Origin of the sequence: Nonomuraea indica (assembly GCF_002850745.1) — a bacterium.
Classification (GTDB): domain Bacteria; phylum Actinomycetota; class Actinomycetes; order Streptosporangiales; family Streptosporangiaceae; genus Nonomuraea; species Nonomuraea indica.
On record NZ_KZ559469.1, the window covers coordinates 418382 to 431790 of the forward strand.

At 73.4% G+C, this 13409-nt stretch carries 10 protein-coding genes; all 10 read right to left on the bottom strand.

Annotated features, from left to right (window positions below; translation table 11 throughout):
- Positions 1–63 precede the first annotated feature (63 nt).
- Entirely contained in the window at positions 64–1563 is a 1500-nt protein-coding gene (locus CXR44_RS13580) for a hybrid sensor histidine kinase/response regulator (protein WP_101786210.1), read from the bottom strand.
- Positions 1564–1568: 5 nt separating this feature from the next.
- Entirely contained in the window at positions 1569–2270 is a 702-nt protein-coding gene (locus CXR44_RS13585; protein ID WP_219601784.1) for a response regulator transcription factor, read from the bottom strand.
- 112 nt (positions 2271–2382) lie between these two features.
- Positions 2383–3060 carry a calcium-binding protein gene (locus CXR44_RS13590; protein ID WP_144069949.1) on the bottom strand — a complete coding sequence of 226 codons (678 nt, stop codon included), beginning with the start codon at positions 3058–3060 and terminating at the stop codon, positions 2383–2385.
- On the bottom strand, positions 3057–4301 hold the full coding sequence (locus CXR44_RS13595; protein ID WP_101786214.1) for a glycosyltransferase: 1245 nt from the start codon (positions 4299–4301) through the stop codon (positions 3057–3059). The genes CXR44_RS13590 and CXR44_RS13595 overlap by 4 nt, the downstream gene beginning before the upstream one ends.
- On the bottom strand, positions 4298–4459 hold the full coding sequence (locus CXR44_RS39410) for a hypothetical protein (RefSeq protein WP_180903387.1): 162 nt from the start codon (positions 4457–4459) through the stop codon (positions 4298–4300). Before CXR44_RS39410 ends, CXR44_RS13595 begins: the two co-directional genes overlap by 4 nt.
- Positions 4460–4527: 68 nt before the next feature.
- Positions 4528–6330 (bottom strand): polysaccharide deacetylase family protein, encoded by a 1803-nt coding sequence (locus tag CXR44_RS13600; RefSeq protein ID WP_144069950.1) that lies wholly within the window; start codon positions 6328–6330, stop codon positions 4528–4530.
- The gene (gene wecB, locus CXR44_RS13605; RefSeq protein ID WP_144069951.1) at positions 6327–7685 is read right to left on the bottom strand and encodes a non-hydrolyzing UDP-N-acetylglucosamine 2-epimerase; all 1359 of its coding nucleotides are present in this window, start codon (positions 7683–7685) and stop codon (positions 6327–6329) included. Before wecB ends, CXR44_RS13600 begins: the two co-directional genes overlap by 4 nt.
- 246 nt (positions 7686–7931) lie before the next feature.
- Entirely contained in the window at positions 7932–9668 is a 1737-nt protein-coding gene (locus tag CXR44_RS13610; RefSeq protein WP_101786220.1) for an NADH-quinone oxidoreductase subunit N, read from the bottom strand.
- Positions 9665–11482 (bottom strand): complex I subunit 4 family protein, encoded by a 1818-nt coding sequence (locus CXR44_RS13615; protein WP_245899158.1) that lies wholly within the window; start codon positions 11480–11482, stop codon positions 9665–9667. Before CXR44_RS13615 ends, CXR44_RS13610 begins: the two co-directional genes overlap by 4 nt.
- Positions 11482–13353 carry an NADH-quinone oxidoreductase subunit 5 family protein gene (locus CXR44_RS13620; RefSeq protein WP_101786222.1) on the bottom strand — a complete coding sequence of 624 codons (1872 nt, stop codon included), beginning with the start codon at positions 13351–13353 and terminating at the stop codon, positions 11482–11484. The genes CXR44_RS13615 and CXR44_RS13620 overlap by 1 nt, the downstream gene beginning before the upstream one ends.
- Between the last annotated feature and the right edge of the window lie 56 nt (positions 13354–13409).

The following is a 13409-nucleotide window of genomic DNA, read 5'->3' on the forward strand; positions in this document are numbered from 1 at the left end:
GTCGCCCGGTCCATCGTTCCCCGGCGGTGGCGTCCGTCGCCGCCGGGCGACGAACGTCGCAGGTCAGCGGGCTTCGGCAGCGGGCAGACGGATGTGGACCGTGGTGCCGGAGCCGGGCCGGGAGTCGAGCGTGGCCCGGCCGCCGGCCCCCTCGACCGTGCCGCGGGCGGTGCACAGGCCGAGGCCGGTGCCGCGTTCCCTGGTGGTGAAGAACGGATCGAAGGCGCGTTCGGCCACCTCGGCGGGCATGCCGTGGCCGGTGTCGGAGACGGTGAGCCGGGCCCCGCCGTCGCCGCGGGCCGTCTCGACGGTCAGCCGGCCGCCGTCCGGCATCGCGGCGAGCGCGTTGACCAGGACGTTGATGAGGACGTGCTCCAGCCCGGTCCGGTCGATGCCGACGGCGGGCAGGCCCCCGGCCAGCCGGGTGACGACCTCGACATCGCCGGCGAGGGTGGGGCGCAGCAGGTCGATCGTCTCCTCCACGACCGCGTTCAGGTCGGTCTCGGGGGCGGGTCCGGCGCCGGCCGCCCCCGGCGGGTGCGCGTCCCCGGAGGCCAGCAGGCGGCGCGCGAGAGCTTCGCCTCGCTCGGCCGCCTGCTGGATCCGTTCGACACCGGCGCGGCCGGGAGCGTCCTCCGGCAGCGCGTCGAGGGCCAGCTCGGCGTTGCCGAGGATCACGCCGAGAAGGTTGTTGACGTCGTGCGCCAGGCCGCCGGCCAGCCGGCCGAGGGACTCCAGCCGTTCGGCCTGGCGCAGCCGCCGTTCGAGCCGCTCGCGCTCGCGCTGGGCCCGCACCTGGGCGGTGACGTCGCGCAGCACGCCCTCGACCGCGAGCAGCCGGCCGTCGTCGTCGCGGATGCCCGTCGCCCGCTGCTCCGTCCAGACGGTCGCGCCGTCCGGCCCGCGCCAGCGGAGCAGGAGCGGCTCGCCGCGGGGCGAGCGCCACGACCGTTCGAGCCTGTCGCGGTCGGCGGGATGCACCAGGCCGAGCAGGCGGCGGGGGTCGCCGCTCAGGTCCTCCGGCGCGTACCCGAGGATCGCGGCGGCGGCCGGGCTGACATGTTCCACCCGCGTCCGCGGCGCCAGCCGGAGGCGGAAGATGATGTCGGGGGCGTTCTCGGCGTAGAGCCGCAGCCGCTGCTCGCTCTCCCGCAGCGCGTCCTGCGCCTGCCGCCGCTGGTGGCGGCACTCCGCCTCGTGCAGTTCCCGCCGCACGACGGGGGCCAGCCGGGAGAGCCGGTTCTTGCTGACGAAGTCGCGGGCGCCGGCCCGCATGAGCGCCGCCGCGCGCTCGTCGCCGACCTGCCCGGAGACCAGGATGAACGGGATGTCGGGCGCCGTGTCGTGGAGCAGCCGGAGCACGTCGTGCGCGGTGAGGGACGGCATCCGGTAGTCGGAGAAGACGATGTCCGGCGGGCGCTGCCGCAACGCCGCCGCCACCGACTCGGCGTCCTCCACCCGCTCGTGGGTCGCCGCCACCCCGTCGCGCAGCAGGCGGGCGACGATCCGCAGCGCGTCGTCGTCGTCCGCCTCGCACAGCAGGATGTGAATCGGCACGATCATGTCGGTCAGCCTCCGAACCGGTAGCCCACGCCGTGCACCGTGCGCACCCAGTGGCCGGAGCGGGCGTCGTCGCCCAGCTTGCGCCGCAGGTTGGCGACATGGACGTCGATCACGTGCGCGTTGCCGGGCCAGTCGGTGTGCCAGATCATCCGGGTCAGCGTCTCGCGCGCCCACACCCGCCTGGGGTTGGAGGCGAGCAGCACGAGCAGGTCGAACTCGATCCGGGTCAGCGGCACGGGCCGGCCCGCCAGGTGCACCTCGCGGCTCTCCTCGTCCACGACCAGGTCACCGAACGTCAGGAGCCGCGGCCGGTCGCCGGTCCCCCTCAGCTCGAAACGGCGGGGTCGCCGGAACATGGCGGCGACCCGTGCCCGCAGCTCGCGCGGCGAGAACGGCTTGGTCATGTAGTCGTCGGCGCCCACTTCCAGGCCGATGAGGCGGTCGGCCTCCTCCGTACGGCCCGACAGCATGATCACGTACGCGCTCGTCATGCCGCGCAACCGGCGGCACACCTCGATGCCGTCCATGTCGGGCAGCATGAGGTCGAGCGTGACCAGGTCGGGACGGCTCTCGGCCACCATGTCGAGCCCCCCGGCGCCGGTGGCCGCCTCCGCGACGTCGAATCCCGCCATCCGCAGGACCTCGCACAGCAGCCGGCGCACCTCCGCGGCGTCCTCGATGACCAGCGCCCGCGGCCGTTCCACCACGCCATCACCTCACGTCGACCCCCGATCGTCAGCGCCCCATCATCAACAGCCCGGACAGCGGCGCGGTCACACGACCGTGACGCTGGCGATGTCTCCCCGTTCCAGGCGTCACCTACCGCCGCACGGTGCCGCGAAACCGCTGGATGGCCCCCGTGACGTGCAGATCCGTGAAGTCGGTCGTCGCGTCCTCGTTGTAGAGCCCGGCGTGGCCGCCCCGGTAGGGCCGTTCCCGGTCCCGGAACCGGACCAGATGACGGCCGTCCACTCCCGCCGTGATCACGTCGCCCACCTGGTGGACCTCGATCGCATGCCACGCGCCGATGTCGAAGGACCCCTCCCCCGTGGCGAGATAACGCTGGTTGCCCGGGTAACCGGGAGTCACCTTGCCGAGCTCCCAGCCGTTCGGTTTGGGCACCAGGTAGTAGAAGTGGTTGTCGTCGGTGTAGTGCCACACGACCCAGGCGACCTCCCACGGGTTCGGCGCGGGGCGCCGGAGCTGCTGCAGGGTCCTGGCCCGGACGCGGATCCGGACGTCCGCGTAGCGGCCGGTGGTCAGGGCCAGCGCCGCGTGCGTCTCGGCCGGGGCGCGGGCCTGCCTCGGCGACAGCCGCCACACCCATCGGCCGCCGTCCTGGTACGTGCACGCCCTGCCGTACCCGTCGTACTCGAGGAACAGGCCCGCCCTGACCGTGCCCTCCGTCCATGGGGCGCACGGGGCGGCCCGGACCGGCGCGTCCGGGAGGGCGAGCAGCGCGGCGGCGGCGAGCGCGCGGGGCAAGGCCGCTCTCATGCCGGCCCCGGCGACGGGTCGGCGAGCCGTTCGGTCTTCAGCCAGGCCCGCCGGCCGCGCGCCGCGCGCCACAGCCCCCGCCAGGCCGCCACCAGCCACACCAGGTTGTAGACGATGAACAGGTGGCCGTACCCGAGCCCGCGCACCCAGCCCATGTCGCCGCCGGCCCGCGCGTAGAGCGGGCCGAGCAGGAAGGCCGCGCCGAACGTCAGCACGTACCACGACACGATCGGCACCGGCTGGAAGAGCTGCTCGCGCGCCACGGACGAGAACGTCACCCCCACCAGCGACGCGACCAGGGAAAGGGTCATGAACGAGCCGACGAAGATGAGCAACGGGCTGAGGAGGACGTTCAGCAGGTCGACCGCGACCCGGCCGGACGCCCGGCCGACCACCGGCGGCACCAGCCGCAGCGCCTGCAGGTGCCCCTGGAACCAGCGTGAGCGCTGCCGCACCAGCGCGCGCAGGCCGACGAGCCCCTGCTGGTGGACGGTCGCGTCGGGGACGCAGGCGGTGCGCCAGCCGGACAGCACCATCCGCACGCCCAGGTCGAGGTCCTCGGTCAGGCTCCGCGACCACGGGGCGTCGCCCAGGTCGAGCAGCGCGCTGAGCCGCATCACCTGGCCGTTGCCGCCGAGTCCCGCCGACCCGATGCGGCTGCGGGTGCGCTGGAAGACCCGCGTGTAGACAACGAACTCCATGTCCTGCATCCGCGTGAGCAGGCTCTGCGTCCGGTTGCCGATGCGCACGCCCATCTGCACGGCGCCGACCCGGGGATCGGCGAAGTACGGCAGCACCTTGTCGAGGCTGCCCGCGTCGAGACGGCCGTCGGCGTCCATGAGACACACCAGGACCCGGTCGGCCGAGCGGCGGAACGCGGGCCGGCTCTCCAGCAGGTGGCGCATGGCGTGGTTGAGCGCGTGGCCCTTGCCCTGGCGGGCGTCCGGCGGCTCGCGCCTGAGGAGGCGCACGCGCGGATCGGCGAGCCGGCGGACCGCGTCGGCGGTGCCGTCGTCGGACCCGTCGTCGACGACCAGGACCGGGCCGTCCGGCAGGTGGCGCAGCGTGGCGGCGATGACCCGCTCCTCGTTCAGGCAGGGCACCACGAAGACGACGGTGAAGCCGTCCCCGCCGCCCGTGGGGTGTTCCGTGCTGCCCGCCGACTCCAGGTACATCCCGAGCGTGTAGGTGAAGACCATCAGGACGGCCGACACGGCGCACACGATCAGAACGGTGGTCATCGGGGCCTCCGGTGGGCGGCGAACAGGAGCACGACGACGGCGAGGACGTACAGCACCCACAGCAGGCCGGCGACGGCGAGCGCGAGCCTGGCCACGCCGAACGCCAGGCCACCGGCGTCCACGGCCTGCGTGACGAGCGGGATCGTGCCTGGGGTCATGGTGCTTCGGCCTCCTCCTTGCTCCTTGCGGGCTCTCCTCGGCCTGTCACACGGCTCTCACCGGCGCCTCACAGCTCGCAGGGGGCCACGAAGCGGTAGCCCATCGCCCGCATCCGGTTCACGACAGTCTCCAGTTGCTCGGTGCCGAGGAAGGGGTGGTAGAAGAAGCTCGCGACGTTGTCGCGCACGACGAGCTGCGAGCGGGCATGTGCCAGGATCGCCTCCGTCGTGCCCTCGTCGGGGCCGGCCGGCCGCAGCTCGACCATGCCGAGGGTCTCCGGGATCACGACGCTGCCGTAGACGTCGCGGATCACGTACGGGGCGAGATGCTCGTCCATGTACGGCGAGACGGGCGAGCGGCCCTCCCAGCCGGGCATGAAGTACGAGCCGCGGTCGTAGCGGGCGGCGAACCGCCGGGCGATGACGCGGTAGTCGGTGGGCGAGGCCGCGTAGTGCGGCGTCTCGAAGACGCGCGGCACGGGCAGGCGGGCCGCCCGGATCTCGGCGACCGCGGCGTCGAGGCGGCGTTCCATCCAGGAGGCCGAGTCGCCGGGGACGGGCCCGTCGTAGACGAGCCGCCGCCGCGCGTCGAAATGCGTGCGGAAGAACTCGAAGTCGTGACCCGTCTCCCCGTTGGTGGGGTTGGGCGGGCCGTCCGACTGGTGGGTGTAGCCGTGCAGGATCATCGTGCCGCCGCGGTCCAGCAGGTGGACCAGCGCCCGGACCAGCTCCGGCCGGTCCCGCAGGCGGATCGTGGCGCGCTCCGGGCCGTCGGGGAGCGGGCCGCGGTAGACGGGGATGACTCCGAAGCTGAACGGGACGCCGAGCCCGGCCAGCGTGTCGCCCGCCGCGCGGACGGCGTCGGGGTCCGACTGGGGGCCGATGTCCTCCAGGCGGACCAGCGCCCGGTGGCGGACCGGCGTGCCGGGGGCGAGCAGGTCGAACAGCAGGTCGGCCGTCGCCAGGAAGCGGTCGTCGTCAGTGTCGGCGTTGACCGCGACCTCGGCGAGGTAGGTCAGGTTCGCGGACCTGACGGCCCACGCGCGTGTCCGGCCGTCGTCCGTGACCGCCGTGGCCAGCGCCCGGGCGCGCCGGGGGTCGAGGATCGTGAACGTGGCGACCGGGCCCTGGGCGGAGGTGCGGCTCAGCAGGGCCCCCTTGTAGCGGATGCCGGTGACGCCGTCCAGCCCCTGGCCTGTCACGCGGGCCTGGTTCACGGGTGGCTGCCCCAGGGTCTGGCGGGGGGCCAGGCCCGCGCCGTCCCAGCGCCAGCCGTACCGGTGCGCGAAGTCGTCCGCCGTGGTCAGCGTGCCGATGTTGCCGCCCATCCACAGGACGGGGCGCCGGCCGGCCAGCACGTCGCCGCGCAGGCCGGCGGGGAGCCGCTGCGCGGCCGAGGTACCCAGGTACACCAGGGCCCGGTGGCGGTCCAGCAGGCCGGACCGGTAGGCGCTCGTCCGGATGACGTGGACCGGGCCGAAGTGCGACACCAGGTTGGCGGCACGGGTCGCGTGCACCTGGAAGGCGGCCCGGCCGTCCGCGTCGTCGACGGCGACCAGCGTCGTGTCACCGGAACCATCCTGGTCCTCAGAGCGGTCCCGCCCGTCCTGACCGCCCTGCACGTTCTGGCCGTTCTGACCGGCACTGTCGTCGTATGCGGTCTCCAGACCCGTCGTGTGCCCGGCGGGCGTCCTGGGGCCGCTCGTACTGCACTCCGGCCAGGAGCGCGGCGCGGGCAACGTCGCCGGCTCCTTACGGGAGAAGATCCCCAGGCTCGCCCCCGAGACGACGAGGGCGCTCAGCAGCAGAGCCAGCAACCACCTCAACCCGGCGTGCTGCCGGATCCCGCGCCCCCGCCCGTCGCTCGTCACCGCCTCGCGCCTCCCGGCGGCCGCCCGTCGTCGCCCCCGCGGGAAGCCTCGTCCCACACGGCCGGAACGGTGATCTTCCCGTCCTGCCGGAGACGCACGCGACCCTGCTCGGGCACCAACCTGTCCCGGCCGGAGGACTCCTCCCGCCGAGGGAGCGCGCCGCCCTCGTCGCGGAGACCCACCCGCTCACCGCGAACGGCGTCCTCCCCGGACAGCGGACGGAACGGCGCAGGGCGCGGCCCGAGTCCGAAGAGATGCGCCAGCGCCGCCAGCACCCGCTCGGTGGCCCGCCCGTCGCCGTACGGATTACGGGCCCCTGCCATCCGCCGGTACGCCTCCGGGGAGCGCAGCAGGCCGCTCACTTCCGCGACGATGCCGTCCTCGTCGGTGCCCACCAGCCGCGCGGCGCCGGCGCGCACCGCCTCGGGCCGTTCTGTGGTGTCGCGCATCACGAGCACGGGTTTGCCGAGGCTCGGCGCCTCCTCCTGGATGCCGCCGCTGTCGGTCAGGACGAGGTACGAGCGGCGCAGCAGGCGGGCGAAGTCGCCGTAGTGCAGCGGCTCGGTGACCGTGATGTTCGGGTGCCTGGCGAACTGCGGGAGCAACGTCCGCCGGACCAGCGGGTTGGGATGCACGGGGACCACGATGTGCACGTCCCGTTCCTGAGCCGCCAGCCGGGACAGCGCCCGCCCGATGCTCTCCATCCCACGCCCCCAGGACTCCCTGCGGTGCGCGGTGACCACGATCACGCGCCGGCCGTCCCGTTCGAGCGAGGCCAGCCGCGGATCGCGGTAGCCCCGGGCCGTCCGGCTGCTCCACAGCAGGGCGTCGATCACCGTGTTGCCGGTGACGACGATCGCGTCGCCGGGCACCCCCTCGCGGACGAGATTGCCCGCGCTGCCGGGGGTCGGCGCCAGGTGCAGGGTGGTGATCCGGCTGGTGAGGCTGCGGTTCGCCTCCTCGGGGAACGGCGAGAACAGGTCACCGCTGCGCAGCCCCGCCTCCAGATGCACGACCGGCACCCGCCGGTAGAAGGCCGCGAGCGCGCCCGCCAGCGTGGTCGTCGTGTCCCCCTGCACGACGACCACGTCGGGACGGCACTCGGCCAGCACGGTGTCGAGCCCTGCGACCGCCCGGCTCGTCAGCTCGGCGAGTGTCTGCCCGGGCCGCATGAGTTCCAGGTCGGCGTCGGGCTTGACGCCGAACATCTCGTGGACCTGGTCGAGCAGCTCGCGGTGCTGCCCCGTGACGACCACGACCGGCTCGAAGGCCGCCGCCTCCGCGAGCCCGGTCACCAGAGGCGCCACCTTGATCGCCTCCGGCCGGGTGCCGTAGACCACCATGACGCGACGCACGCCTACCCCCGTACGCCCGATACCGTCGCCCATGTCCGCAGTACGCCCGTCCCCGCAAAGATGATGGAAGACCGCATAAGACGAGATTTCGCACCGAATTGTTCAGCAATCCTCAACAGGCCCTCAGCACTGCCTCAGCATTCGCCGCCCGGCTCGGCGCAGTGCGTGCGAGGAGGCGCAGATCCGCACGCCGCCGCACGGGCACCTGGGCGTCCAGGGGACAGGAACCCCCGCGGCGGGCACCCGTCAGCCGGAAGCCGTCAGCCCGCTCAGGTCGAACACCAGCTGGGGCGCGATCGAGAACGCCACCGCCACCCCCACCGCCAGCGCGACGGCCACCCAGGTGGCGGCGGACGGCCGTCGCTCCACCACGGCAGGCCCCGGAGCGAAGAGCCGCGCCGTCCACACCACGTAGTAGTAGAGGCCGATCACCGTGTTGACCGCCATGACCACGGCCAGCCAGCCCGCCCCGCCACCCACGATCTCGCGGAAGACGACGACCTTGGCGAACAGCCCCGCCAGACCCGGAGGCAGCCCCGCCAGGCAGATCAGGCAGAACGCCAGCGCCAGCCCGGCCGCCGGACTCCGCAGCGCGAGCCCCCTGTAGTCGTCGAGCTCGTTGCGCGCGGCCGTCCTCGACATGAGCATGACCACGGCGAACGCGCCCAGGTTCATCGCGGCGTAGATGAGGAGATAGGCCACCGAGGCCCCCACCGCCCCCGACCCCAACAGATCGACACCCACCACCCCTGCACCCGACAGATCCCCGGACGCCACCGCCGAGCCCGACAGATCCGCACCCACCAACCCCGAGCCCGACAGTCCCGCATCTGCCGTCCCCGAGCCCGCCGCCGGGGCCTGCGCGGCAGTACCCCCCGTCACCTGCGACGCCATGGCGATGGGGGCGAGGATGTAGCCGGACTGGGCCACCGAGGACCACGCGAGCAGCCGTACGGCCGAACGCTGACGCATCGCCAGCAGGTTGCCCACCGTCATGGTGAGCGCCGCGACGACCGCGATCACCGGGCCCCAGGTGGTGACCTGTGCGGCCAGCGCCGTGACCAGCAGCAGGATCAGCCCCGCGAACCCCGCCGCCTTGGAGATGACCGACAGCAGCGCGGCGACCGGAAGCGGGGCACCCTGGTAGACGTCCGGCGCCCACGAGTGGAACGGCACGGCAGCGATCTTGAAGGCGAACCCCGCCAGGACCAGAACGACACCGACCGTGACCACCGCCGGCAGTTCCTGCCCCCCGCCCACCAGTCCGGGCGCGGGCGCGCCGCCGCCGAGGACACCTCCGAGCCGGGAAAGGAAGACCGTGCCCCCCACCCCGTACAGCAGCGACACCCCGAACAGCATGACCGCCGTCGACACCACCGAGACGACGAACAGCTTGACCGCGGCCTCCGAGCCGCGCCCGTCGTAGCGTTTCAGCGCGGTCAGGGCGAACACCGGCAGCGACACCAGCTCCAGCGCCACGACCAGCATGATCAGGTCCCGCGCGGCGGGCAGCGTCACGGCGCCGACGAGCGTGCACAGGAGGAGGAAGTACCACTCCCCGACCGGGATCCCGCCGCCGGCCAGCTCGGTCATCGACAGCAGCACGACCACGACCGCCGCCACCAGCACCAGCCCCGCGAACACCACCGTGAACCGGTCCGCGACGAACGAGCACAACCCGCCGTCGACCTGCCCGGCACCGGCCACCTCGTCGAGACGCGCCCCCGCCCCCGCACCCGGAGCGCCGGCCCCGCCCGTCAGGGCCTCGGGGACGCAGAACGTGGCCGGCGGCCGGCCACCGCGGCCCGCCTGCGCCACCACGAACGCCAGGGAGACCAGGATCCCGCCGAGCGTGACCAGCCCCAGCCCGGTCCGCAGCCGCGGGCGCGCCGGCAGGAAGGCGTCGAGCAGCAGCACGAGCCCGGCCACGACCGCCAGCGTCAGCGGCGCCGCGATCGCGAAGTAGTCGATCTGCTGGATCATGTCAGCCCTTCCAGCAGCGCCTGCACGGCCGGGGTGGTGAGGGACAGCAGCAGACCGGGCCAGAGCCCGAACAGCAGGATCAGCACGATCAACGGCACCCACGCGACCAGCTCGTGACCCCGGATGTCTCGGACGTCTGGGAGGTGGTCCCGGACGTCTCGGACATCTCGGACGTCTGGGAGGTGGCCCCGGACGTCGCGGGCGTCCGGGACGTCTGGGAGGTGGCCTCGGACGTCCCGGACGTCTTGGACGGCCGCACCACCGGCTCCGGCTCCCTCCCGGAGCGCCGGATCGTCCGGCGGCGCGTCCACCTCATGGACCGCCGTGTCACCCCTGACGGGCCGATCCTCAGGTGCCGGCGACACCGGGCGTTCGTCCACCGCCACCAGCCCCGGCCCCGGGGCTCCCGCGCCCGCGGGCACGAGGGCGCGCCGCCCGGGAAGGCCGTGGGTGACGCGGGACAGCATGACCAGGAAGTACGCCGCCGTCAGCACCGCCCCCAGCCCGCCGATCACCATGAACGTCAGGAAGAGCCCCCGGGGCAGCCCGGCACCCGGATCGAACGCGCCCAGCAGCGCCAGCATCTCCCCCCAGAACCCGGCCAGCCCCGGCAGCCCCAGCGACGCGATCGCCGCGAACGTCAGGACGGAGCCCAGGCGCGGCAGCGTGGCCAGCATGCCGCCGCCCAGTGACGGCATGTCGGCCGTGCCGTACCGGTCCTTGACGGCGCCTGCCACGAAGAACAGCAGCCCGGTGATCAGCCCGTGGGCGACGTTCGCGAACAGGGCGCCGTTGACGCCCACAGTCGTCAGCGTGGCGAACCCGAGCAGCACGAACCCCATGTGGCCGACCGACGAGTAGGCGATCATGCGTTTCAGGTCACGCTGGGCCAGGCAGGCCAGCGCTCCGTAGACGATCCCGACCACGGCCAGCGCCCCCAGCCAGGGCGCCACGGCCACCGCCCCTTCGGGCAGGACGGGGATGGCGATCCTGGCGAAGCCGTACGTGCCCATCTTCAGCAGCACACCGGCCAGCAGGACGGACCCCACCGTCGGCGCCTCGGTGTGCGCGTCCGGGAGCCACGTGTGGAGGGGCCACATCGGGGTCTTGACCGCCAGCCCGAGGCCGACCGCCGCGAACGCGACGATCTGTACGGTCCGCGACATGCCGGAGCCGTGAGCCTGGCCGAGGGCGACGATGTCGAGCGTCCCGGTCTGCGCCCAGACGAGCAGCAGGCCGAGGAGCATCACGACGGAGCCGAGCAGCGTGTAGAGGATGAACTTGATCGCCGCGCCCCGCCGCCCCTTGCCGCCCCAGACGGCGATCAGGAAGTACATGGGGATCAGCACGATCTCGAAGAACACGAAGAACAGCAGCAGGTCGAGAGCGAGGAACGTGCCGATCATCCCGACTTCGAGCACCAGCAGGGTGAACACCAGCGCCCTCGGCCGGGTGTCCCCGTCACGCGCCCCGAGCAACTGGCCGAGGCCTCGTCCGTCGCCCCACCCCAGATAGGCGAAGCACAGGAACGTGAGCAGCGCCGTCAGCACGATCAGCGGAAGCGAGATCCCGTCGACGCCGAGGTGGAACCTGAGCCCCAGGCCGGGGATCCACGGCCGGTCGACGGCGAACTGCGTCCGCGCCGCCTGCCCGTGGTCGAAGACCGCCACCAGGACGACGGCCAGCGCCAACACGACCCCGGACACGGCCGTGCCGTACCAGCGCACCCCGCGTGTCAGCGGGCCGGGCACCGCGACGAGCACCAGGGCGCCGAGCAGCGGCACGGCGAGCAGCGCGACGGGAAGCCAGCCCATCATGCGAACACCACCGCCCCCACCGCGATCAGCAGGATTCCGGCGAGCACCCCGCTCACGTACAGCTGGACGTTGCCGTTCTGGGCGAACCGCAGGACTCCGGACAGGCCGCGCGCCGCGCCGCCCGACCCCCGCACGGCCCCGTCCACGACCACGTCGTCGGTCCTGACGACGAACCTGGCGAGCGCCAGCACCGGCCGCGCGAACACGGCCGCGTAGAGGGCGTCGACGGAGAACGCCCGCTCGCACGGCCCCCGCAGCGGCCCGAGCAGCCGCGCCGGATCCGCCACCGGGTCACTCCGCCAGAACGCGTAGACCACGCCCGCCCCGAGCACCGCCAGCGCGACGCTGACGGACGCCACCGCCAGGTCGAGGTGCGCCCCGCCGGCGAAACCGAGCAGCAGCGCGGGGACCGCCAGCAGCGCGACGGGCACCAGCATGCTGCGCGGCGCTTCGCGCACGTCCACGACGTGGGCCGTGCCCGGCGGCGGCTCGGGCAGGGCCGCGACGACTCTCGCCTCGCCGAAGAAGGTGCGCAGCCAGGCGCGGGCGGCGTACGCGCCGGTGACGGCGACCGTGGCGAGCGCGCAGCCGTACAGCAGCAGCGCTGCCGCGTCCGTCAGGCCGCCGCCCGCCGAGGCCCGCTCCATGGCGAGCAGCACCGCGTCCTTGCTGAAGAAGCCGCTGGCCGGCGGGATGCCCATGAGCGCCGCGAACCCCACGGTCATCGCCGCGAACGTCACCGGCAGCTGCCGTCGCAGCCCTCCCATCCGGCTCATGAAGTTGGCCCCCACATGGTGGATCACCACGCCCGCGCACAGGAACAGCAGCGCCTTGAAAGCGCCGTGCGTCACCAGGTGGAAGATCGCGGCCCTGTCGGAGCCCGCGGCGAGCCCTCCGGCCATGTACGCGAGCTGGCTGATCGTGGAGTAGGCGAGCACCCGTTTCAGGTCGTCCTGGGCCAGGGCCGCCAGCGCGGCGCCGAGCATGCCGAGGGCCGCGACGACGGCCAGGACGTCCAGCGTCGGCCCTGAGGCCTGGAACGCCGGGAAGAGCCTGGCCACGATGAAGATCCCGGCGGCGACCATGGTCGCGGCGTGGATGAGCGCGCTGATCGGCGTCGGACCGGCCATGGCGTCGGGCAGCCAGGTGTGCAGCGGCACCTGGGCGCTCTTGCCCGCGACTCCGGCGAGCAGCAGCATCGTGGCGGCCACCAGGGTGCCGGTGGACATCCGGGGCACCGCGGCGAGCACGTCGGCGATCCGGAAGCTTCCCGCGGCGAACCCGAGCACGAAGATCCCGAACAGGAAGCCCACGTCACCGAGCCGCGTGACCAGGAACGCCTTGACCGCGGCCCTCGAGTTGCCCCGATCCTCCCACCAGTGCCCGATGAGCAGGTAGGAGCACAACCCCATGATCTCCCAGCCCACGTACAGGACGAGGAGGTCGCCGGCGTAGACGACGAGCAGCATCGCGCTGGTGAACAGGCTGACGAAGGCGCTGTAGGACGGATAGCGCGGGTCGTCGTGGAGATAGCCGACGGAGTAGACCTGCACGGCCAGCGCCACGAACGTCACCAGCACGCCCATGATGGCGGACAGGTCGCCGGCCTGGAGCGTCAACGAGATGGGGATGCCGCCGGTGACGATCACCCCGTAGCCGTGGCCCACGGGCTCACCCGGAGCGGCTCCCTGAAGGTAGGCGAACCCCGGCGCCCAGGCCAGCGCCAGGGCCAGCACGGCGGACGCGGCCGTCGGGACGACCGCGATCCAGGCGGCCCGGACGCGCGGGCGCGGCCGACGGGGCAGGAGCAGCCCGGCGAAGGCGGCGAGGAAGGGCAGAAGCACGGCCAGCAACGGGAAGTGCGTCACAGCTCGCCCCCTCGCTTGGCCGCTCGGTTGGTCTCGGCGGGAGATGGCGCCTCGCC

Coding starts and splice junctions, on each gene's coding strand:
- CXR44_RS13580 (WP_101786210.1), bottom strand. CDS start 1,563: ATGATCGTGCCGATTCACATCCTGCTGTGCGAGGCGGACGACGACGAC.
- CXR44_RS13610 (WP_101786220.1), bottom strand. CDS start 9,668: ATGATCCAGCAGATCGACTACTTCGCGATCGCGGCGCCGCTGACGCTG.
- CXR44_RS13595 (WP_101786214.1), bottom strand. CDS start 4,301: ATGACCACCGTTCTGATCGTGTGCGCCGTGTCGGCCGTCCTGATGGTC.
- CXR44_RS39410 (WP_180903387.1), bottom strand. CDS start 4,459: ATGACCCCAGGCACGATCCCGCTCGTCACGCAGGCCGTGGACGCCGGT.
- CXR44_RS13615 (WP_245899158.1), bottom strand. CDS start 11,482: ATGGGCTGGCTTCCCGTCGCGCTGCTCGCCGTGCCGCTGCTCGGCGCC.
- CXR44_RS13590 (WP_144069949.1), bottom strand. CDS start 3,060: ATGAGAGCGGCCTTGCCCCGCGCGCTCGCCGCCGCCGCGCTGCTCGCC.